Genomic DNA, 21,494 nt, shown 5'->3' on the forward strand with positions numbered 1-21,494 from the left:
ACTCAGCGGGCGGTGACGCCCGCTGATCTCGTTGTCCTACAGCCAGCCCTTCTCCTTGTAATAGCGCTCGGCGCCCTCGTGCAGCGGCGCAGTCAGGCCGACGCGAATCATGTCTTCGGCCTTGAGATCGGCAAAGGCCGGATGCAGGCGCTTGAACCGGTCGAGGTTGTCGAACACCGACTTGACCAGCTGATAGACCACCTCCGGATCGGTCTTGCTGGTGGTTGCCAGCACGGCCTTGCCGCCGATCGACGGAATGGCGCCGTTCACGCCCGGGTAGAGTCCGGCGGGGATTTCCACGGCGCTGTAGTAATCGGCCTTGGCGAGCAAACTGTCGATCTCGGCGCCCTGCACCGGAATGATCCTGGCCTTCACATTGGTCAACGCTTCCTGAATCGCACCGCTCGGATGGCCGACCACATAGGTGATGGCGTCCAGGTTGTTGTCACCCAGGGCTGAAGCCATTTCCGCCGGTTTGAGTTCCGCGGCCAGGGCGAAGCTGGCGTTCGTCCAGCCCTTGGCCTGCATGACTTCCTCGAAGGTGTCGCGACTGCCCGAGCCGGGCACGCCGATGTTCACCCGCTTGCCTGCGAGTCCAGCCAGATCGGTGATGCCGCTGTCGTTGCGAACGACCACGGTGAGAATCTCCGATTGCAGTGAGAACACAGTGCGCAGTTCGACGGCGCCTTCCTTGTCGAAGGGCGCCAGGCCCTGCAGCGCCTTGTGCTGATGGTCGGACTGGATAAAGCCGAAGTCGTACTCGCCTTTGTGCAACGACACGATGTTGGTCACGCTGCCCGCGGTGGAGGGTGCGTTGCATTTGATGGCGGGCTTCACCTCGGCACGATTGAGGAAGCGGCACACCGACTGGCCTGCGGTGTAGTACACGCCGGTCTGCCCACCGGTGCCGATGGTGATGAAGCGCTCCTGCGCCAGCACGCTGGTGCTGGCCAAGACGCTGGCGAGTGCGCTGGCCAGGGTGATGCCGAACAGGCCGTTACGAATCTGATGGTTCATTGCGGTTCCCTCTTGTTTGTATTGTGGGTGGTTGCAACTGCGGTGTGGCCGGCGCAGGAACGATAGACCGCTGTGGTCAGGCGCGTGCGGCGATCACCATGATCTCGACCAGCACCTCGGGCGAGGCCAGACGTGCCTGTACCGTCGCCCGTGCCGGTGCGCAGCCTGCTGGCAGCCAGTCGCTCCAGACCTCATTCATGGCGGCGAAGTCGGCGTCGATGTCCTTCAGGCAGATCTGCGCGCTGAGCAGGTACTCGCGACTGGAGCCGGCGGCGGTCAACAGCCGGTCGATCTTCGCCAGCACCTCGCGGGTCTGTCCGGCGGTATCCAGGCTGCGGTCGTCCGGCACCTGGCCGGCGAGGAACACAAGGTCTGCATGAATGACCGCGGCGGACATGCGCGGATTGCTCTCGATGCGGTGCAAGGGCATATCGGTTTCCTCTTTGGAGTGGTCAGGCGGGCAGGCTCAAGCCGTCCAGGGAAACAGCGGGTGGTGATCCGCCGATGACGCTGGTGAGCAGGTCGGCGCTGCCACAGGCCAGGGTGAAGCCGAGGCTGCCGTGGCCGACGTTCAGCCAGAGATTGTCGAAGCCGCTGCGGCCAAGCAGTGGCGTACCTTGGGGCGTCGCCGGGCGCAGCCCCGCCCATTGCCGCGCGCGTTGGTAGTCGCCGGCGCCGGGGAAGGTCGCACCGGCCAGACGTTGCAGGGTGGCGATGCGCTGCTGGTCGAGCCCGGCATCCCAGCCGGCGATATCCACCATCGCCGCGACGCGCAGCTGGTCATCGAGGCGGGCGTAGACAACCTTGTTGTCGTAGTCGGTGACGTTGGTTTGCGGCACGCGGTCCTGGTCGGCCAGCCCAACGGTCAGGCTGTAGCCCTTGAGCGGGTAAATCGGCAGGTCGATTCCCAATGGTCGAAGCAGTCCGACGCTGCCGGTGCCGGCCGCGACTACCAGATGGTCAATGGCGATCTCATCGCGCCCGAATACGACCGCGCGAACGTGCTTGCCTTCGCTGCGCAATGCGCTCACCGATTGCCCGGTATGCAGACGAAACCGAGGTGATGCGCGTAGTCGCCGCAGCAGTTCGGTGCAGAACAGATGGCAGTCGGCAACCTCGTCGCCGGGCGAATAGATGCCGCCGTGCAGCGATGCCGCCAATGGTGCCAGCGCCGGCTCGACGTCGACGCATTGCGCGGCGTCCAGCAGCCGCTGCCCGGAATCGTCGTCGATGGCCGCCGCGCCCTTGTGCAGGCTGTGTTGATCGCGATAGATCACCAGTTTGCCGTTGGCGCGCCAGGCGAAGCCGTCCAGCTGGTCCTGCTCGCGCCAGCTGCACAGGATCTGCTGGCTGTGCAGGGCGAGCCGCAGCAGGTGAGCCGCGTTGCGCCGGTTGACCGAACGCCGGCAAGCCAGCAGGAACTGCAAACACCAGCGCCACTGGTGCAGACTCGCCTGCGGTCGGAAGCGCAGCGGGGCATCGGCTCCGCGCAGCATCCAGCCAATCGCCTGCAGCGGCACGCCGGCATCGGCCAGGGGTGAAACATAGCGGTAGCTGAGCTGCCCACCATTGGCGAAACTGGTCTCCAGGGCGACATCGTCGCGCCGTTCGATCAGCTCCACGCTGTGCCCCTGGCGCACCAATGAATAGGCCGTGGCAAGCCCGATGACCCCTGCGCCGATGACTGCTACCCGCATGCAACCGCTCCTCCGACTCGATCAGCGCAGCCTAAGACGTCGGCCAGCGGGGCGGCCAATGAAAGGATGGAGCGCTCCCATAACCTGCGGTTATGCTCGATCGACTGAAGGAGGGACATGCATGCGGCTGCGTCATATCGAACTGTTCCAGGCGATCCTGCAAACCGGCAGCCTGACGGCCGCGGCCGAGCTGCTGCATATCTCCCAGCCGGCGGCGAGCAAGATTCTCAAGCATGCCGAGCAGCAACTGGGCTTTGCACTGTTCGACCGAGTGCGCGGCAAGCTGCAGCCCACCGCCGAGGCACGCGTGTTGCAGCAGCAGACCGAACGCCTGGCCATCGACCTGCAGAGTCTGCGGCGCCTTGCAGACAGCCTCGGCCGGGGCGAGGAGTGCGCATTGCGCCTGATCTGCACCCCGGCGTTGGCTCAGGCGCTGCTGCCACAGGCGCTGCGCGCCTGGCGCGAGCGATTTCCACGTACAGTCTGTCAGCTCGCCACGCAGCACACGGCGGAAATCGTCGAGGCGCTGTTGCTGCGTGAAGCCGATCTCGGGCTGACGTCACAGGCCGTGGAGCATCCGGGACTGCGCAGCCAATTGTTGACCGAGGGCCGCATGCGTGTGATCGCGCCGCCTGGCTGGTGGCAGCCGGATGAACTGCATCGTCCGCTGCGGCTGCAGGCGTTAGCGGGTAAAGCGCTGATCGGTATCGACGCGCGCGATGCCCTGGGCAGCCTGTTGCGCGGCCACATCGAGGAGCTCGATCCGCCGCCGCGCGTCGTTACCTGGGTGCAGACCTATCAGCTGGCGCGTCAGCTGGTGTCCGCGGGGCAGGGCGTGGCGCTGGTCGATCCGTTCACCGCGCTGGCGGCTACTGGCGGCGAGGTGCAGACCCGTCTGCTCGAGCCGGCCATCAGCGTTCCGGTCTACGCAGTGACCCGTGTTCACGAGCAGCCGCTGCCGGCGCAGGCGATGCTGCTTGAGCAGCTCGGCGCCCAGGCTGAGCGACTGCTGCAGGACGGGCACAACTGAGCGGTCGCGCGCAGGCGTGCGCTACCATGGCGGCTTTTGCGCCGGACGATCATGCACGCCGACTCGCCCCTTGAACGTTATCAGCAGGCCATTGCGCAAGACGGGTTCGTACCCGATGCGGCTCAACAGCGCGCTGTCGCGCGGCTCCAGGCCTGTCATGAGGCACTGGTTTCAGGTGCGGACCTGCCGCTTGGTGTCTATCTCTGGGGCCCGGTCGGGCGTGGCAAGACCTGGCTGATGGACCTGTTTCACGCAAGCCTGACGGTTCCGTCGCGGCGGCAGCATTTCCATCATTTCATGCGCTGGGTGCATATCCGACTGTTCCAGCTCAACGGCACGGCCGATCCGTTGCAGGCGTTGGCCAAAGAACTATCTGAAGAGATTCGCGTGCTCTGCTTCGACGAGCTGTTCGTCGGCGACATCGGCGACGCGATCATCCTGGGCCGCCTGTTCCAGGTGCTCTTCGAGCACGGCGTGGTGATCGTCGCTACCTCCAACCAGCCGCCGGAGCAGTTGTATGCCGACGGCTTCAATCGCGAGCGCTTTCTGCCGGCCATCGACGCCATCGTGGAGCACATGCATGTGGTGGATGTGGATGGTGGCGCCGATCACCGCCTGCGTCCCGGCGCTGCGCTGCAGCGCTACTGGATCGCCCAGCCCGACAACAGCAGCGCACTGGAGGCGACGTTCGAGGCGCTCGCCGCTGGATCGGCCAGTACCGAGCCGCTGGCCCTCAGCCGCCGCCAGCTCGACGTCGTGCGGCGTAGCGAATTGGTGCTCTGGTGCCGTTTCGCCGATCTCTGCGAGCGGCCGTTTTCAGCGCTGGACTTCATCGAGCTGTGCGACCGTTTCACGGCGATCCTGATTGGTGACCTGCCCAGGCTGGGCGGCACGCAGCGCGATGGGCGCATTGCCCGCGGCACCGAGGATGGAGCCGCGCGGGTCGAGGCGGGCGACCGCCAGCTGCCCAGGCTCGCCGCGCGGGATGATGCCGTGCGCCGCTTTATCGCGCTGGTGGACGAGTGCTATGACCGGCGGATTCCGCTCTATATCGAGGCACAAGTGGCGCTGGATGAGCTGTACACCGAGGGCTATCTGGCATTCCCGTTCCGCCGCACGCTCAGTCGTCTGCGGGAAATGCAGCTGCAGCGCTTTGGCTGAGCGCTGGCTCAGTCGCGGTAGAACACCTGCACCAGGTGATAGCCGAACTGGCTTTTCACCGGGCCGTGCACTTCGCGCAGCGGCTTCTTGAAGATCACCTGATCGATGCTGCGCACCATCTGCCCGGGGCGCACTTCGCCGAGGTCGCCACCTTTCTTGCCGGACGGGCAGGTCGAGTATTTGCGCGCCAGCACGTCGAAGGCTTCGCCGTTGGCGATGCGCTTTTTCAGCTGCGCGGCTTCGGCCTCGGTCTTGACCAGAATGTGGCGGCACATGGCTTTGGGCATGCTCGGTGTCCTTGATTGCACAGGGGCGCGATTGTAGTCGTGCCGCGGCGAATGTCGAACGGGATAGCGCTTCGATGCAGCCGATTTGTGACTGATCGGTCGACGAGCGGTAGTTTTATCGCGTCGCTTGATAGCGCTAACATCCGGCCAAACAAGCAAAACAATGGATTCCTCGCATGCCTTCAGTGCATACCTCAAAGGCTTCCGCGCTTCCGGTGCTGGTCGTCATGGGCGTCAGCGGTTCCGGCAAGACGGAGACCAGCCACGCCGTAGCCGACGCGCTCGGCTTGCCGCACATCGAAGCGGACAACTTTCACCCGGCGGACAACGTGGCGCGCATGCGTGCCGGCACTCCGCTGTCCGACGCCGACCGCGTGGAGTGGCTGCACGCGCTGATCGCCGAAATGCAGCGGACCCTGGCAGCTGGCAGCGGCTTCGTGCTGGCTTGCTCGGCGCTCAAGCGCAGCTACCGGGAGTTGCTGCGCAGTGCGGTTCCGGAGCTGCGTTTTGCCCATCTGGCCATCGATTACGAAACCGCCGTGCAGCGCGTCGGCGGCAGGGCGGGGCATTTCATGCCGATTTCCCTGGTCGACAGCCAATTCGCCACCCTCGAATCCCCCGGGGGCGAACCCGGCGTATTGACGGTGGATGCCAGTCAACCGCGCGAAGTCGTCTTGCGCCAGATTGTCGAATGGATGCAGGGCAGCGGACTGGATGAGCTGATCGAAACCCGGGTTGATCTTTCTTCGCGCCCGTTTGATAGCGCTACCACGGCGCCGCCACTGACCAACGAGCCGATCTACAGCGGCACGGTCGCGCAGCACTTCGACCGCCTGACCGACTGGCTGATGGCCGCACTGATGGCCTTCATGGTCATCGTGGTGTTTTCCAGCGTGGTGCTGCGTTACGCCTTCGGTACCGGTTGGACCGGCGCCGAGGAGCTGTCCCGGCTGGCGTTCGTCTGGCTGGTGTTCGTCGGCGTCGCTTCGAGCATGCGGCGCGGCGAGCTGATGAGCTTTTCCATGCTGCGCGACCGTTTTCCTCGGCTGTTTCGCCGCGTCGTCGACTCCATCAGCTGGCTGCTGGTGGCTGGAGCTAGCTGCCTGGCGGCCTGGGGCGGCTGGAACCAGATGCAGTTCGGCTGGACCATCAACAGCCCGGTAGTCGGCTATCCGCTCGGCCTGGCGATGTTGCCCGTGGCGGCCAGCATGGTCGCGCTGGCGGTATTGGCGCTGCTGCAGCTGGTCAATGTCTGGCGGCGCGACCAGCCATCGGCCACCGCCGCAGCGAATGTCACCGCGGACTGAAGCGACGCCGCATTCAGAAGAATACGGGCACTGCCCAACCGAGGACCTTGTATGACCGTCGTCGTCTTCCTTTCATCGCTGCTGGGCTTCATGACCCTTGGCATGCCCATCGCCTTCGCGCTGCTGCTCACCGGCTCGGTGTTGATGTGGTACCTGGATTTCTGGGACGTGCAACTGCTGGCGCAGAACCTTCAGGCCGGCGCTGACAGCTTCCCGCTGCTGGCGGTGCCGTTCTTCATTCTTGCCGGCGAGCTGATGAACGCCGGCGGCATCTCGCGGCGCATCATCGCCATGGCACAGGCCTATTTCGGTCACAAGCGTGGCGGCCTGGGTTACGTGGCGATTGCCGCCTCGGTGCTGCTGGCGAGCATGTCCGGCTCGGCCCTGGCCGATACCGCCGCGCTGGCGACGCTGCTGCTGCCGATGATGCGCGAGCGCGGTTATCCGTTGAGTTCGTCGTCGGGCCTGGTGGCGGCGGGCGGAATCATCGCGCCGATCATCCCGCCGTCGATGCCGTTCGTGATCTACGGCGTGGTGACCGGCACTTCGATCAGCCAGCTGTTTCTCGCCGGCATGGTGCCGGGGCTGATCATGGGCATGGGCCTGATCGTTGCCTGGACGCTGATCGCCCGGCGGATCGACGAACCGAAACAGGAAAAGGCCAGCGCTGCAGAGCGCCGTCGTGTGCTGGTCGACGGTGCCGCCGCGCTGATGCTGCCGGTGATCATCGTTGGCGGGCTGCGTGGCGGCCTGTTCACCCCGACCGAAGCGGCGGTGGTCGCCGCCGTCTACGCCCTGGCCGTTTCGACATTGCTCTACCGCGAGCTGAACTGGGCCGGGCTGGTCGAGGTGCTTACCCGTGCCAGCCGCACCACGGCCTCGGTGATGTTCCTCTGCGCTGCGGCGACGGTATCGGCGTACATGATCACCCTGGCGCAACTGCCCGACGAGATCGCCGCGATGCTCGGCCCGCTGGCGCAGGATCCGAAGCTGCTGATGGTCGCCATCATGCTGCTGATGATCGCCGTCGGCATGGTGCTCGACCTGACGCCGACCATCCTGATCCTCGGTCCGATGCTGGCGCCGATCGCGATCAAGGCCGGCATCGACCCGGTGTACTTCGGAGTGATGTTCGTGCTGATCGGCTCCATCGGGCTGATCACGCCGCCGGTGGGCACCGTGCTCAACGTGGTCGGCGGCATCGGCCGACTGCGCATGGAAACCCTGGTGCGCGGCGTCATGCCGTTCTTCCTTATCTATCTGGTGATCGTCGGGTTGCTTATCGCCGTGCCCTCGATCATCACCGTACCCCTGGCCTGGCTGCGGTAACGCCAGTCGTGCAACCCCAGCGTTCAACAACCCAACGTCCAACAACAAGAAGGTAACGCGACATGAAACGACTTCTCATCAGCACCCTGGCTGCCGCCTTGCTCGGCAGCACACTCAGCCTCGGTTACGCGCAGGCGGCGGACGACATTCGCCCACGCATGATCCGCTTCGGTTACGGCCTCAACGAAGACAGCAACCAGGGCAGGGCGGCAAAGCTGCTGGCCGAGGAAGTGGCCAAGGCCTCGGGCGGCAAGTTGAAGGTTCGTACCTTCGCCTCCGCCAGCCTCGGCTCGGACGACCAGATGCAGAACGCCCTTATCGGCGGCGCGCAGGAGATGATGGTCGGCTCGACCGCGACGCTGGTCGGCATCAGCAAGGAGATGGCAGTGTGGGATACGCCGTTCCTGTTCACCGACCCGCGCCAGGCCGATCAGGTACTGGACGGCCCGGTAGGTCGGCAGGTGATGGACAAGCTCGAGGAAAAAGGCCTGGTCGGGCTGGTGTATTGGGAGAACGGTTTTCGCAACGTGACCAATAGCGCCCGGCCGATCGAGAAGCTCGAGGACTTCAATGGCGTCAAGCTGCGCGTGATGCCCAATCCGGTGTTCATCGACACCTTCAAGCGCATGGGCGCCAACGCGGTGCCGCTGCCGTTCTCCGAGCTGTTCACGGCGCTGGAAACCAAGGCGGTGGACGGCCAGGAAAACCCGTTCAATACCATCCTCTCGTCCAAGTTCTATGAAGTGCAGAAGTACCTGAGCGTGACCAATCACGTCTACAGCCCCTGGATCGTCACGGTTTCCAAGCGCTGGTGGGACGGGCTGTCCGCGACCGAGCAGGGCATCCTCATGCAAGCCGCGGAAAAGGCACGCGATGCCGAGCGCGAGGACACCCGTCGCGAGGCCAGCCAGGCGTTGGCAGCATTGAAGGAGCGCGGCATGCAGATCAACGAGGTCAATGCCGATGAGATCCAGCGCATGCGCGAGAAGGCGCAGCCGGCGATCCAGACGGTGATCGATGCGGTCGGCCAGGAGCTGTTCGACCAGGTGCAGGCCGAAGTGGAAAAGGCCGCACCTTAGGAGGCGCCCCAGGAATGCCCGCTGCTAGAATCCGCCGCTTTCGACCAATGGAACGCGCATGACCACACGCCGACGCCGCTCTGCCGAGCGGGTAACCCTCTCGGATGTCGCACGCAGTGCCGGCTGCTCGCTGATGTCGGCCTCGCGCGCGCTGTCGCAACCGGATCTCGTTTCCGATGCATTGCGTGAGCGTGTCGAGCAGGCGGTCAAGGCGCTCGGCTACGTGCCGCATCCCGCGGCGCGCAGCCTGGCCAGTTCGCGCTCCAATCTGGTCGCGGTGATCATCCCTTCGCTGTCCAACGCGGTGTTCGTCGACACGGTCGAGGCCATCCAGCGCGTGCTGATGCCGGCGGGCTACGAAATGATGATCGGCGTCAGCCACTATCGCCCCGAAGAAGACGAGCGATTGCTGCGCGCCTACCTGGCGCACCAGCCGGCCGGGCTGCTGCTTACCGGGTTCGAGCGCAGCGACGCCGCGCGTGCGGTGCTGGCCAACTACACCGCACCGATGGTCACTCTGATGGAGCTGAGCGAGCGGCCGGACGACTACTGCGTCGGTTTCTCGCAACTGGAAGCCGGCGTGGCCATGACCCGCACGCTGCTCGAGCGTGGCTATCGTCACGTCGCCTTCGCCGCGGCGCAGCTCGATCCACGGACCTTGCAACGCGCCGAAGGCTATCGCCAGGCCATGCGCCAGGCCGGACGCTATGAGCCAACACTGGAGTTGCTGACGCCGCAGCTGTCGTCCATCGGTCTTGGCGCAGAGTTGCTGGATCGGCTGCTGGCGCAGCACTCGCAGATCGACGCGGTGTTCTTCAACAACGACGACCTGGCCCTCGGCGCCCTGTTCCGCGCCCATCAGCTGGGTCTGGATGTACCGGGACGGCTGGCGATCGCCGGTTTCAACGACCTGCCGGCCGCAGCCTGGATGCACCCGGCGCTGAGCACCGTGCGCACTCGGCGTGGCGAGATCGGCGAACTGGCGGCGCAGATGCTGCTGAGCCTGATGCGGGGTCAGCAGCCTGCCGAGCGCTGTATCGACGTGGGCTTTGAAGTGGTGATGCGCGACAGCGCCTGAGGCGGGCTTTCACCCGCCAGGGCATCAGAGGTCCTGCTGGGCGGTGACCTGCTGGGCGATCTCGATCATCTGCTCGCGCATCCAGCGGTTGGCCGGGTCCTGATCGGTGCTTTCATGCCAATAGATGTGGGTTTCCAGCGGCTGGATATCCACCGGTAGGTCCACCTGATGCAAGTTATGCCGGCGGGCGAAACGCTCGGGGACAGTCACCGCCATGTCGGTCTGGTCGATCACCTGGGTCGCCATCAGATAGTGCTGTGAACGCAGGGCGATCTTGCGCTGCAGGCCCATCTTGCCCAGTGCCAGGTCCACCAGACCGAGCCCGCTGCGGCGGCTGGAAATATGGATGTGCGACAGCGACAGGTACTGCTCCAGGGTCAGCTTGTCCTTCGCCAGCGGATGGCCACGGCGCATGGCGCAGATGTAGCGATCCTCCAGCAGCTTGACGTGACGCACCTGCGGATCGGTGTTGAGCGGTGCATCCATGGCGAAGTCCAGGCGGCCGGCGGCCAGCTCCTTGGTCGTCTCGCGGCGCTTGGCCAGCATGCTCTCGATCTTCACGTTCGGTGCCAGGCGACGTAGGCGCTGGAACAGCGGCGGCAGCATCACCGCTTCGGTGAGGTCGGTCATGCTGATGCGGAAGGTCTTGTTCGCCTGCGCCGGGCTGAACGTCCGGCTTTCCTGCACCGAAACCCGTAACAGCTGCAACGCATTACGCACCGGGCCGATGATGTTCTGCGCCATCGGCGTCGGCACCATGCCCTGCGCGGTGCGCACGAACAACGGATCGTTGAAGGTTTCGCGCAGCCGGGCGAGGGCGTTGGAAACGGCGGGCTGAGTGATGCCGACGATCTGCCCGGCACGGGTCAGGTTGGCCTCGGTGTAGATGGCGTCGAAGACGATGAATAGATTCAGATCGACCTTGTTCAGGTTCATTGTTGTGCTCTCCGGCGTGTATCGGAATTCGCCGATCATATATCGGTGATGAATGTTTATACACGAGGAAAATAGCTTAGATAAATCACCAGGCCTCCTCTAGCATTCAAAACTACAAAACATTACCTGCCAGAAGGTTGTCGCCCATGAATTTCGTCTACTCCCCGAAGGTTCAAGAGCTGAGAGAGCGCGTGCAAGCGTTCATGGATGCTCACGTCTATCCCGCCGAAAAGGTGTTCTACCAGCAGGTCGCCGAGGGCGATCGTTGGCAGCCGACCGCCATCGTCGAGGAGCTCAAGGCCAAGGCCAAGGCGGAGGGGCTGTGGAATCTGTTCCTGCCGGAATCGGAACTGGGCGCCGGCCTGACCAACACCGAATACGCGCCGCTGGCCGAAATCATGGGCAGCTCTGGCCTCGGCCCGGAAGCGTTCAACTGCTCGGCGCCGGATACCGGCAACATGGAAGTGCTGGTGCGCTACGGCAGCGAGGCGCAGAAGCGCGAGTGGCTGGCACCGCTGCTGCGCGGCGAAATCCGTTCGGCCTTCGGCATGACCGAGCCAGGTGTGGCCTCGTCCGACGCCACCAACATGGAAGCCCGGGCGGTGCGCGAGGGCGACGAGTGGGTCATCAACGGTCGCAAGTGGTGGACCTCCGGTGCCTGCGATCCGCGCTGCAAGATCATGATCTTCATGGGTCTGACCAACCCGGATGCGCCGCGGCATGCCCAGCACTCGATGATCCTGGTGCCGATGGATACCCCCGGCGTGAAGGTGCTGCGCCCGCTGCCGGTGTTCGGCTACGACGACGCGCCGCACGGCCACGCGGAAGTGCTGCTGGAAAACGTGCGGGTGCCGTATGACAACGTCATTCTCGGCGAGGGCCGTGGTTTCGAGATCGCCCAGGGCCGTCTTGGCCCGGGTCGCATTCACCATTGCATGCGTTCGATCGGCGTTGCCGAACGTGCACTGAAACTGATGTGTGAACGCGCCGTTAGCCGTACTGCCTTTGGCAAGCCGCTGGCTCGCCTGGGTGCCAACTTCGATTACATCGCCGAGTGCCGCATCGAGATCAACATGGCGCGCCTGTTGACGCTGAACGCGGCGTACATGATGGACACCGTCGGCAACAAGATCGCTGCCAGCGAGATCGCGCAGATCAAGGTAGTGGCGCCTAACGTCGCGCTGAAGGTCATCGACCGCGCCATTCAGATTCACGGCGGCGCCGGCGTTTCCGAAGACTTCCCGCTGGCGCACTGGTGGGCAATGCAGCGCACGCTGCGCCTGGCCGATGGCCCGGACGAGGTGCATCGGGTGGCGATTGCTCGCCACGAGCTGGGCAAATACGTGCCGCGCGAGGCGCTGCGCAGCCGCTAAGGCGTTGCCCCAGACGCTGGCGCGCGCAGGACCAAAGGCAAAGTCACACAGTGGCTTTGCCTTTTTTTATCGCTTCAGTACACCCAGACTTCCACCCGACGGTTCTTAACTCGGCCGCTGCCCGCATCGTTAGAGGCGACTGGAAGTTCGGAACCCATTCCATTGATTTCCTTGAGGAACACGCCACGTTTATTGAGCTCGCGACGTACCGTCATCGCGCGCAGCTTGGAGAGGAGTGCGGCACGTGCCGGATCGCCCGTCGCGTCGCCGAAGCCCACCAGCGCGGCGCTGTCGGTGAGCTTGCCATTGGCGCGCAGGTATTCAGCCACCCGCTCGAGGTCACGCCGGGCCTTGTTGTCCAGCTGGGCGCTGCCTTCCTCGAAGCGGAAGTTGACCGTCAGGCGCTGGGCTTCGCTCGCGAGCTGCTGATAGAAAACGGGCATGTCGACGAGTGCCGTTTGCCGAATCGCCTCGACGTGCTGGGCGACGTAGCCGGATCGCTCGACGATGCTTTGGCCAGCCCTGCTATGGATGAACTCGATGTAGGCCTCGGTCCAGGGCGACTGCTTGCGCGGATGGGCATAGAGGAACAGTCGGCGCGATAGCGGATAGTCCTCGGTCGCGACCAGGGCGCGGGAGGGCAGCATCGGTTGCGAGTCGCCGTCGGCGATGGCCAGCGCCTTGGCCTTGCCCAGCGAGGCCAGGCCGGTGAAGCCGATGGCACCTGCATCGAGGGTGACCGCGCGGGACAGCTCGTCGTTGGACTCATAGCGACGTGCGTCGCTCCAGAGCGTTTTGCCCTGACGCGCCAATACCAGCTCGTTGAAGGTGTCATAGGTGCCCGAGCGATCATCGCGCGCGTGCAGCCGCACCGGCAGGTCCGGACCGCCCAGTTCGCGCCAGTTGCGGATTTCACCCGCGAACAGCCCGGCCAGTTGTGCGGTGGTCAACGAATCGACAGGGTTGTTCGGGTGCACGACGATGGCCAGGCCGTCGATGGCAATGACCTGTTCCGCCTTGGCACTGCGCATGTCGCCAAGATCGACCAACTCGGCGCGCTCGCCGGTCTTGATCGGCCGGGAGGCTGCAGCCAGGTCGCCCTGGCCGTTCTTCAGGCCGGCGAAGCCGGTGCCGGTTCCGTGTGCAGCCACCGTGGCATACACCTGCTTGCCCTGAGGCGTGCGGGCACTGACGCGTTGTTCGTTCTCCACCTCGGTCGGGTGAATGCCGATGTCCTGAAAGCCTTCGGCCTCGAACAGCCCAGCGATGAGCATCGGCGCCAGCTTGGCGCCGACGGTATTGGAGCCATGGACGCGCAATACGGCAGCACCGTCTGTGGGAACCGGCAGGGCAGCGAAACTGCCGTTGGCCGCAGCGAGCAGCAGCAGGGGCAGCGCCCGTTTCCTTAACCGTCCAATCAAGCCTGGCTTCATCTTGCGACCTCCTTGTGGAAGGCCGCGAGATTAAGACGATTCGGTTACCGAAAGATGACAGGCGAAACGCCGGGAGTAGGCAGGGTAGACGCCTTCAATGCAGCTCGATCCAGACCGGGCAGTGGTCGGATGGCTTTTCCATCGCGCGGATGTCGTAATCCACGCCGCAGTCGGTCACGCGTTCATGCAGCGCATGAGTGGTGAGGATGTAGTCGATACGCAGCCCTCGGCGTGGGTCGTCCTCGAAGCCGCGGCTGCGATAGTCGAACCAGCTGAAGCGATCGACGACCTCAGGGTTGAGGGTGCGGAAGCTGTCCTGCAGGCCCCAGCGTTTGATCCGCTCGAGCCACTCGCGCTCCTCTGGCAGGAAGCTGCACTTGCCGGTACGCAGCCAGCGCTTGGCGTTCACCTCGCCGATGCCGATGTCGCAGTCCTGCGGGGAAATGTTGAAGTCACCCATCAGCGCCAGCGTTTCGTCCGGGCTGAAGCGCTGTTCGAGCAAGGCCTGCAGATCGGCGTAGAACTTGGTCTTGGCGGGGAACTTCACCGGATGCGCGCGGCTTTCGCCCTGAGGGAAGTAGCCATTCATGACGGTGACCGGCTGCCCATTTGCATCGGCAAAACGACCCCAGATGAAACGCTTCTGCGACTCCTCGCCATCGCTGGGAAAGCCCTTGTGAATCTCCAGCGGTGCCTGGTGCGAGAGCAGGGCGACCCCGTAGTGACCTTTCTGCCCGTGATAGTGGACGTGATAGCCGAGCGCCTCGATATCCGCCTGGGGAAACTGTTCGTCAGAAACCTTGGTTTCCTGCAGGCCGATGACGTCCGGCTGGTGCTTTTCAATAATTGCAGAAAGTTGATGAGGTCTTGCGCGCAACCCGTTGATATTGAAAGAAACGATTTTCATGAGAGTCCGTGAAGGCTGTAATTGGCTGCAGGTCAGTGCAAGCATCAGCGCTGCTGACAAGCCAATCTGTCGTGGGCGGAAAACGCTGATTCTAGAGAGCTGCCGTCAGGCTTACCAACTGCTAGACGTCCACCGCGTGGCGGGGCGGACGAAGCGCTGCTAAGTTGCAATCACTCTTCCTGAAAAAAGCCGAGAAGTTGCCATGCCGATGTCTGCCGAGGTTCGCACGCTCGATAGTGGTTATGACCGCGAAACACGCTCGCTGCTGTATCACGCCTACCGCCACGAACCGACCTTCGCCTACCTGTTCGAAGCCGACCGTCCCGGCTACCAGCAGCGTGTGCGTGCCACCGTGCGGGAACTGGTTAATCAGCATTTTTTGCAACAACAGCCAGCGCTCGGCCTGCTGCTGGATGATCGATTGATCGCCGTCGCCCTGATCGCGCCACCGCAACGCCGGCTGGATATCACCGAAAGCTGGGCCTGGCGCGCGCGCATGCTGCTGACTGCGGGGTTCCGTTGCACGCGCCGTTATCTGGATTATCACGCTGCGGTGCTGGCCTGCCTGCCCTCTGGCGCGGTGCATCTGCTACCGCTGCTGGGTGTACATCCGCAGTTCCAGGGGCAGCATTACGGCGAGCAGCTGCTCCAGGCCGTCCACGAATGGTGTGCCGAGGATGAAACCTCCCAGGGCCTGGTAATCGATACCGGCAACCCGCGTTACCTGAACTTCTACCAGCGACAGGGTTACGAGGAGATCGGCCAGATTGCTGTCGGGCCGGTGGTGGAACATATCTTTTTCCATCCTGCGCCAAGGCGGATGGAAGCGGCGCGTTAGGTGTGGGCGAATTTTATCCGGGCGGGTCAGTCTGACTGGTCTGAAGCCACGCGATGTCAGCCGATGCCCATCCCCCCGCAAAGCCACCTTACAGACTGTCTAACCAGCGGGTTCCGGCATCCCCGCGAGCCCGTGTTAGCATTGCGCGCCATGTGCAAATCGAACCGAATCGGCCCGCTGGTAGCCGCAGTCCTGATGTTGAGCGGCATCTCTGCCGGCGCCGCCGAACTGGACGTTCGTATCGAGCCACAGAACCGGGCGCTTCGCGAGAATATCGAGAACTACATAGGCGACCTGGGCGATCGCGATGCCAACGAGCTGCTGCGCTACAGCCGGGTCGCGCAGCGCCAAGCCGAAAAAGCCCTGCAAGCGCTGGGCTACTATCGCAGCCGAATCCGAACCGATGTGCGTGAAGGTGATGAGCCGACTCTGGTGCTGCGCGTCCAGACTGGTGAGCCGGTGCGCCTGCGCAACATCACGGTCCGCCTGGACGGACCGGCAGCGGAGTTCTCGGGCTTTCGGGTCGCTCAGCGCACCCTGCGCCAGGGCGATGTGCTCAATCACGGCCGTTACGAGGACGTGAAGCAGCAATTTCTCAACCAGGCTTCGCGCTATGGCTATTTCGATGGCCGCTTCACTCGCCAGCGGCTCGCGGTCGACCCGCGGGAAAACACTGCAGATGTCGAACTGGTTTTCGACAGTGGGCCACGCTACCGCCTGGGTGACGTGCGATTCGAAGGCGATGCGCCGTTCGATGACGACCTGCTCAGGCGCATGGTGCCGTTCGACGCCGATACCCCCTATGACTCCGAACTGATCGCCGAGCTTAGCCAGGCATTGCAGTCGAGTGGCTATTTCGAAGGTGTGCGCGTCGATGCCAACCCGACCAGCGCCAGTGAGCAGCGCATTCCCGTAGCGGTAGCGCTCACAACGCGCAAGCCGCGTACGTTCGGTCTTGGTCTGGGCTATTCCACCGATGTCGGGCCAAGGGTTCGGCTGAACTGGACGCGCCACTGGGTCAATCCCCAGGGCCACAGCTATGGCGCCGAAACCGAGCTGTCCGCGCCGCGGCAGAACGTCGGACTCTGGTACGACATTCCGCTCGACCCGCCGCTGACCGACAAGCTGCGTTTCGTTGGCGGCTACCAGTACGAGGAAATTGCCGGTACCGATACGCTGAGCCGTCTGCTCAAGGTCGGCCCGGAATGGCACAGTCGGCTGCCCAGCGGTTGGCTGCGCGTGGTTTCGCTGAAGTGGCAGCACGAGGAATACAAGCTGGGCGATGACTCGGGGATCAGTACCTTGCTGATGCCTGGCATCGCTTACAGCTATCTGCGCAGTGACAATCGCATCGATCCAAGCAATGGCTACCGCCTGCAATTCGAAGTGGCGGCGGCCAAATCCGGCGTGCTGTCCGATGCTGATCTGGTTCACGCCAACGTGCTGCTGCGCGGACTCACTACGCTCGGCCAGCGCCATCGTTTCCTCGGCAGGGTGCAGCTTGGTGGCAACTGGACCGATGAATACGTCAACGTGCCGCCATCGCTGCGCTATTTCGCCGGTGGCGATCAGAGCGTGCGTGGCTACGACTATCAGAGCCTGTCGCCAACCAACTCCGACGGCGACAAGATCGGCGGCCGCTACCAGTTCGCCGTGAGCGCGGAATACCAGTATTCGATCGCCGAAAAATGGCGCGTCGCGACCTTCGTCGACCAGGGCAACGCCTTCAACTCGCTGGAGATTCCCACCCTCAAAAGTGCCGTCGGTGTTGGTGTGCGCTGGGTTTCACCGGTCGGTCCGATTCGCGTCGACCTCGCTCATCCGCTGGACAGCGAAGGCGGCGTCCGCCTGCACTTTTCCATGGGGCCTGAGCTGTGAGGCGGATATTGCGTGGCCTAGGCTGGACATTGCTTGGGCTGGTCTTGTTGCTGGCCATCGCGCTCGGCACGTTGCTTGGTACGTCAGCCGGCAGTCGCTGGTTGCTGACGCAGGTATCTGGTCTGACGGTCGAGGCGTTCGAAGGGCGCCTCGGCCAACGCTGGCAGGCCGATCGACTGATTTGGGAACAGGATGGCAGCCGCGTGGAGGTTCAGCAGCCCCGACTCGCCTGGTCGCCGGCTTGCCTGCTCAAGCGCACCCTGTGTATCGATGAGCTGGTGACGGGAAGTATCGAGCTCAATTTTCCGCCGAGCGAACCGGACCCCAACGCCGAGCCTTTCAGCCTGCCGGATATCAACCTGCCGTTGGCTTTGCAGGTAGAGCGCATCGAGATCGGGCAGGTGACGCTCAATGACGCCGAGCAATTGCGGCGCCTGCAGCTGCAGGCGAACTGGCGTGCTGACGGCCTGGATATACAGCGCCTGGATGTGCGCCGGGATGATCTCGATCTGACGCTGACCGGCCGTCTGCAGCCCAGCGGCAACTGGCCGTTGCAGCTGCAAGGGCAGGCTGCGCTGCAGTCCCCGGATGAACAGCCCTGGGCGCTGATGATCGCCATCGAAGGGGATCTGCGCGAACAGCTGCAGTTGCAGGTCGAGAGTCAGGGCTACCTGCAGGGCAGCCTCAGCGGTCATGTGCGTGCGCTGGACGAGCAGCTGCCTGCGACCGTCAGGCTGAATGCTGACGGTTTCAAGGCGTTGCCTGACCTGCCGGAGACCTTGCGCCTGGATGATCTGGAGCTGACGGCAAGCGGCAATATGCAGGACGGCTATCGTCTGCTCGGCACCACCCAGTTACCGGGAGAGGGCGGCGCCGTGCGGGTCGCGCTGGACGGTGTCGTCAGTACCACCGGCGCGCAGATCGCCATGCTGGAACTGGACGCCGGCCAACAGCGTCACGTACGCCTGAGTGGAGATGTCGACTGGCAGGACGGCTTGGCCGCGAACGCCGATCTGCTCTGGCGTGATTTTCCCTGGCGGCGACTGTATCCAGAAATCGAAGAGCCACCGGTAACGCTGCGCGAACTCAAGGCACAAATTCAGTACCAGGATGGCAACTACCTCGGTAACTTCGAATCAGCCATGACCGGTCCGGCTGGGGACTTCACGCTGAACAGCCCGCTCAGCGGTAATCTCGAGGCGGTGCACCTGCCGCAACTGGAACTGCGAGCCGGGCAGGGAAGTGCGACGGGGTCGGTCAGTGTCGGCTTCGCCGATGGCATCGACTGGAAAGCCGATCTGGCCCTGAGCGATCTTGATCCGGCGTACTGGCTGGCAGAATTGCCGGGCAACCTCGGCGGCACCTTGCAAAGCCAGGGCGCCTTGCGTGATGAGCGCCTGCAGGCCGAGGCCAGCCTGGATATCAACGGACGGTTGCGTGGGCAGAACACCAGCCTTCAGCTGCAGGCCAGCGGCGAGGACGAGCGCTGGAATCTGCCCGTCATTGATCTGCGCATGGGCGACAACCGGGTGCACGGTGAGGGCGCCTGGGCGCAAACACTGGACGGGCGCGTGCAGCTGGAACTGCGTCGCCTGGCGCAGCTTTGGCCGGATCTTCGCGGGCAACTGAACGGTGAGGTGACGTTGGGTGGCACCGCCGCGGCGCCGAGCGGAAAGATTGAGCTCAGCGGTCGCAATCTCGCCTATCAGGACAATCGATTGCGCCGGCTCAACCTTCAGGGTCAGCTATCGGACGGCGAGCGTGGCCGACTGGTGCTCAACGCCGAAAGGATTCGAGCAGGTGAAACCGATCTCGGCGCGCTACAGGTCAGTGCCGAAGGCAGCGCAGACAAGCATCAGGCAGACCTGCGCTTGCAGGGCCCATTGCTTGACTTGGCGCTGGCCGTCGACGGCGGGCTACGTGGCGAGGACTGGCTGGGGCGGCTGACACGCGGCGAACTCAGTGCCGAACAGCAGAACTGGGCATTGCAACGGCCAGCCACGTTGCAGCGCTTCGCCGACGGCCGACTAGAGCTCGGCGCGCATTGCTGGCTCTCCGGTCCTGCCAGTCTTTGCGCCGAATATCAGCGCATCATGCCTGATCCACGGATTCGTTACCGGCTGCGCGACTTCGCCTTGCAGTCCCTGGCCGAGTACCTGCCCGAGGACTTTCGCTGGCAAGGCGAACTGAATGCCGATATCGAACTGGACTTGCCTGCCAGTGGCCCCAATGGACGGGTTCAGGTCGATGCCGGCCCGGGCGTGCTGCGGATTCGTGATGCGGATGAATGGCACGACTTTCCCTACCAGACTCTTGTGCTCAACAGCCGGCTGTTGCCCGAGCGGATCGACAGCGAGCTGCGCTTCCAGGGCGGAGAACTTGGCGAACTCGATGTACAGGTCCGCATCGATCCGCGCCCGGAGAACAAGCCAATCGATGGCGAGTTTCGTCTGAGCGGTCTCGATCTTGCGGTGGCGCGTCCGTTCGTGCCGATGGTCGAGCGCTTGCGCGGTCAGCTGAACGGCAGTGGACAGCTCTCCGGCAGCCTTCGGCAACCCACGCTCAATGGGCAACTGCTGCTCAGCGGTGGCGAAATAGCCGGTAGCGAGCTGCCTACCACGTTCGAGGATCTGCGCGTTCGCATGCTGATCGAGGGCGAGCGGCTGAGCATCGATGGCGATTGGCGGGCCGGCGATCAAGGGCGCGGCAATCTGAGCGGCACGCTGGATTGGCGCGATGCACTGGACCTGGACCTGGCCATAAAAGGCAGTCGCTTGCCCGTGGTGGTCGAGCCCTACGCGGATCTCGAAGTCGAGCCCGATCTGCGTATCGTGCTGAGCGGCCAGGACCTCGCCGTCAGTGGACGGGTTGCGGTGCCGCGGGGTGCAATCACGGTCCGCGAGCTGCCGCCGACGACGGTCAGGGTCTCCGAAGACACGGTCATCGTTGGCCGCGAGGCTGAAGAACCGGCTACGCCGCTGGCGGTGAAAATGGATATCGATGTCGAGGTGGGGCAGGATCGTCTGCGCTTCACCGGTTTCGGCCTGACTGCCGATCTCGCCGGATATCTGCACATCGGCGACAACCTCGATGCACGGGGCGAGCTGCAGCTGAAGAACGGCCGCTACCGCGCCTATGGCCAGCGGCTGACCATCCGCCGTGCCGAGCTGCTGTTCACCGGTCTGATCAGCCAGCCGTTCCTCAATATCGAAGCGATACGTCGAATCGAGGCGGAGAACGTCGTCGCCGGCCTGCGCATTACCGGCAGTGCCGAGCAGCCGCGGATCGATGTGTTTTCCGAGCCGGCCATGAGTCAGGAGCAGGCGCTGGCCTATCTGGTGCTAGGCAGGCCGTTGGGTGCGGACACTGGCGATAGCAATCTGTTGGCGCAGGCGGCGCTGGGTCTCGGCCTCGCCGGCAGTTCATCCATAACCGGTGGGCTGGCGCAACGCCTGGGGATCCAGGATTTCCAGCTGGACACCGAGGGCACCGGAGCCGGTACCAGCGTGGTCGCCACCGGACGTCTGACCGAACGGCTGGCGTTGCGCTACGGCGTCGGCGTATTCGAGCCAACCAATACCATCGCGCTGCGCTACCAACTGACTCGCCGAATCTTCCTCGAAGCTGCCAGCGGTCTGGCCAGCTCGCTGGACGTGTTCTATCGCCGCGATTTCTGATCAGCTGCTGCGCCGCGCATGGATGCACCACCCCGACGCAGGTAACTCCTGCAGCAGCGTGAGTCGCACCAAAGCGCATCAAACACGACTGGCAGGCGCACCAGAGTGGGCTACGCTGATTTTCGCTTTCCGTGCCATTCGTACTTGCTGGACGGAATCGTGCGGATCTTGACCGGTCGGTCTGCTTTGCAGGTCGATTCGATCACCTAATCTGGCGCGATTGCCCCAAGCCCAACGAGCGAATGCAGTGGTAGCATCCACGCTTCCGACCGTCGCGGTTATAACCGCGCGACGCTCTAGCACGAGTCTTGCAAAGCGCCTGCCGCCTCAGCGCTTACAAGCTCCAGAGGCGGACCGGAATCGTCGTTACCTGGTCGCTGAAAAACCACCGCCACAAGCGTCATGTTTTTCAACGGCTCCACGGTAGCGCGACCCTAACGCGAGGGAACTCGCTTATAAGAAATAAG

The 21,494-nt window shown here is 63.9% G+C and carries 17 protein-coding genes; 10 read left to right on the forward strand and 7 right to left on the reverse strand.

The features are described 5' to 3' along the window. Nucleotides 1-36 precede the first annotated feature (36 nt). The 3 genes from BHD08_RS18985 to BHD08_RS18995 all read right to left on the reverse strand — a co-directional run bounded on the left by BHD08_RS18985 (nucleotide 37) and on the right by BHD08_RS18995 (nucleotide 2,714). On the reverse strand, nucleotides 37-1,017 hold the full coding sequence (locus tag BHD08_RS18985; protein WP_125024220.1) for a TAXI family TRAP transporter solute-binding subunit: 981 nt from the start codon (nucleotides 1,015-1,017) through the stop codon (nucleotides 37-39). A 76-nt stretch (nucleotides 1,018-1,093) separates the two neighbouring features. Then, nucleotides 1,094-1,447 carry a RidA family protein gene (locus tag BHD08_RS18990; protein WP_125024223.1) on the reverse strand — a complete coding sequence of 118 codons (354 nt, stop codon included), beginning with the start codon at nucleotides 1,445-1,447 and terminating at the stop codon, nucleotides 1,094-1,096. A gap of 22 nt (nucleotides 1,448-1,469) precedes the next feature. Next, a complete protein-coding gene (locus BHD08_RS18995; protein ID WP_125024225.1) occupies nucleotides 1,470-2,714 on the reverse strand; it encodes a D-amino acid dehydrogenase in 1,245 nt (414 codons plus the stop codon). Nucleotides 2,715-2,835: 121 nt separating this feature from the next. On the opposite strand from BHD08_RS18995, the gene BHD08_RS19000 reads away from it, so the two are divergent. Both BHD08_RS19000 and zapE read left to right on the forward strand, forming a co-directional pair. Beyond that, nucleotides 2,836-3,744: a LysR family transcriptional regulator gene (locus tag BHD08_RS19000; protein WP_125024228.1), complete on the forward strand. Its 909-nt coding sequence runs from the start codon at nucleotides 2,836-2,838 to the stop codon at nucleotides 3,742-3,744. A gap of 51 nt (nucleotides 3,745-3,795) precedes the next feature. Beyond that, nucleotides 3,796-4,905: a cell division protein ZapE gene (gene zapE / locus BHD08_RS19005; protein WP_125024231.1), complete on the forward strand. Its 1,110-nt coding sequence runs from the start codon at nucleotides 3,796-3,798 to the stop codon at nucleotides 4,903-4,905. A gap of 8 nt (nucleotides 4,906-4,913) precedes the next feature. Here the strand turns inward: zapE and BHD08_RS19010 are convergent, their stop codons facing one another. After that, nucleotides 4,914-5,192, reverse strand: coding sequence for a peptidylprolyl isomerase (locus BHD08_RS19010; RefSeq protein ID WP_003285081.1), 279 nt, complete (start codon nucleotides 5,190-5,192; stop codon nucleotides 4,914-4,916). A 176-nt stretch (nucleotides 5,193-5,368) separates the two neighbouring features. Between BHD08_RS19010 and BHD08_RS19015 the strand changes: the two genes are divergently transcribed. From BHD08_RS19015 to BHD08_RS19030, 4 genes are all read left to right on the forward strand, one after another. Then, nucleotides 5,369-6,499, forward strand: coding sequence for a gluconokinase, GntK/IdnK-type (locus tag BHD08_RS19015; RefSeq protein ID WP_125024235.1), 1,131 nt, complete (start codon nucleotides 5,369-5,371; stop codon nucleotides 6,497-6,499). Nucleotides 6,500-6,550: 51 nt separating this feature from the next. Next, the gene (locus BHD08_RS19020) at nucleotides 6,551-7,828 is read left to right on the forward strand and encodes a TRAP transporter large permease (RefSeq protein ID WP_125024238.1); all 1,278 of its coding nucleotides are present in this window, start codon (nucleotides 6,551-6,553) and stop codon (nucleotides 7,826-7,828) included. 62 nt (nucleotides 7,829-7,890) lie between these two features. After that, nucleotides 7,891-8,907 (forward strand): TRAP transporter substrate-binding protein, encoded by a 1,017-nt coding sequence (locus BHD08_RS19025; protein WP_125024241.1) that lies wholly within the window; start codon nucleotides 7,891-7,893, stop codon nucleotides 8,905-8,907. A gap of 58 nt (nucleotides 8,908-8,965) precedes the next feature. After that, nucleotides 8,966-9,985: a LacI family DNA-binding transcriptional regulator gene (locus BHD08_RS19030; protein WP_125024244.1), complete on the forward strand. Its 1,020-nt coding sequence runs from the start codon at nucleotides 8,966-8,968 to the stop codon at nucleotides 9,983-9,985. 24 nt (nucleotides 9,986-10,009) lie between these two features. On the opposite strand, the gene BHD08_RS19035 is transcribed toward BHD08_RS19030, so the two are convergent. Then, entirely contained in the window at nucleotides 10,010-10,921 is a 912-nt protein-coding gene (locus tag BHD08_RS19035; protein ID WP_015276945.1) for a LysR family transcriptional regulator, read from the reverse strand. Nucleotides 10,922-11,067: 146 nt separating this feature from the next. Here BHD08_RS19035 and BHD08_RS19040 point away from each other — a divergent pair, with 146 nt between their 5' ends. Continuing rightward, on the forward strand, nucleotides 11,068-12,294 hold the full coding sequence (locus BHD08_RS19040) for an acyl-CoA dehydrogenase (protein WP_125024247.1): 1,227 nt from the start codon (nucleotides 11,068-11,070) through the stop codon (nucleotides 12,292-12,294). 74 nt (nucleotides 12,295-12,368) lie between these two features. On the opposite strand, the gene BHD08_RS19045 is transcribed toward BHD08_RS19040, so the two are convergent. Then, the gene (locus tag BHD08_RS19045) at nucleotides 12,369-13,727 is read right to left on the reverse strand and encodes a substrate-binding domain-containing protein (protein ID WP_125024250.1); all 1,359 of its coding nucleotides are present in this window, start codon (nucleotides 13,725-13,727) and stop codon (nucleotides 12,369-12,371) included. Between the two features lie 94 nt (nucleotides 13,728-13,821). After that, on the reverse strand, nucleotides 13,822-14,634 hold the full coding sequence (gene xthA, locus BHD08_RS19050; protein ID WP_125024253.1) for an exodeoxyribonuclease III: 813 nt from the start codon (nucleotides 14,632-14,634) through the stop codon (nucleotides 13,822-13,824). 202 nt (nucleotides 14,635-14,836) lie between these two features. Between xthA and BHD08_RS19055 the strand changes: the two genes are divergently transcribed. From BHD08_RS19055 to BHD08_RS19065, 3 genes are all read left to right on the forward strand, one after another. Then, nucleotides 14,837-15,472: an N-acetyltransferase gene (locus tag BHD08_RS19055; RefSeq protein ID WP_122099797.1), complete on the forward strand. Its 636-nt coding sequence runs from the start codon at nucleotides 14,837-14,839 to the stop codon at nucleotides 15,470-15,472. Nucleotides 15,473-15,667: 195 nt separating this feature from the next. Continuing rightward, nucleotides 15,668-17,350 (forward strand): autotransporter assembly complex family protein, encoded by a 1,683-nt coding sequence (locus BHD08_RS19060; protein WP_256678734.1) that lies wholly within the window; start codon nucleotides 15,668-15,670, stop codon nucleotides 17,348-17,350. Then, nucleotides 17,347-21,027 carry a translocation/assembly module TamB domain-containing protein gene (locus BHD08_RS19065; protein ID WP_125024258.1) on the forward strand — a complete coding sequence of 1,227 codons (3,681 nt, stop codon included), beginning with the start codon at nucleotides 17,347-17,349 and terminating at the stop codon, nucleotides 21,025-21,027. The genes BHD08_RS19060 and BHD08_RS19065 overlap by 4 nt, the downstream gene beginning before the upstream one ends. Nucleotides 21,028-21,494 lie beyond the last annotated feature (467 nt).

It is taken from the genome of Pseudomonas sp. SCT (assembly GCF_003864275.1).
Lineage (GTDB): Bacteria > Pseudomonadota > Gammaproteobacteria > Pseudomonadales > Pseudomonadaceae > Stutzerimonas > Stutzerimonas stutzeri_AE.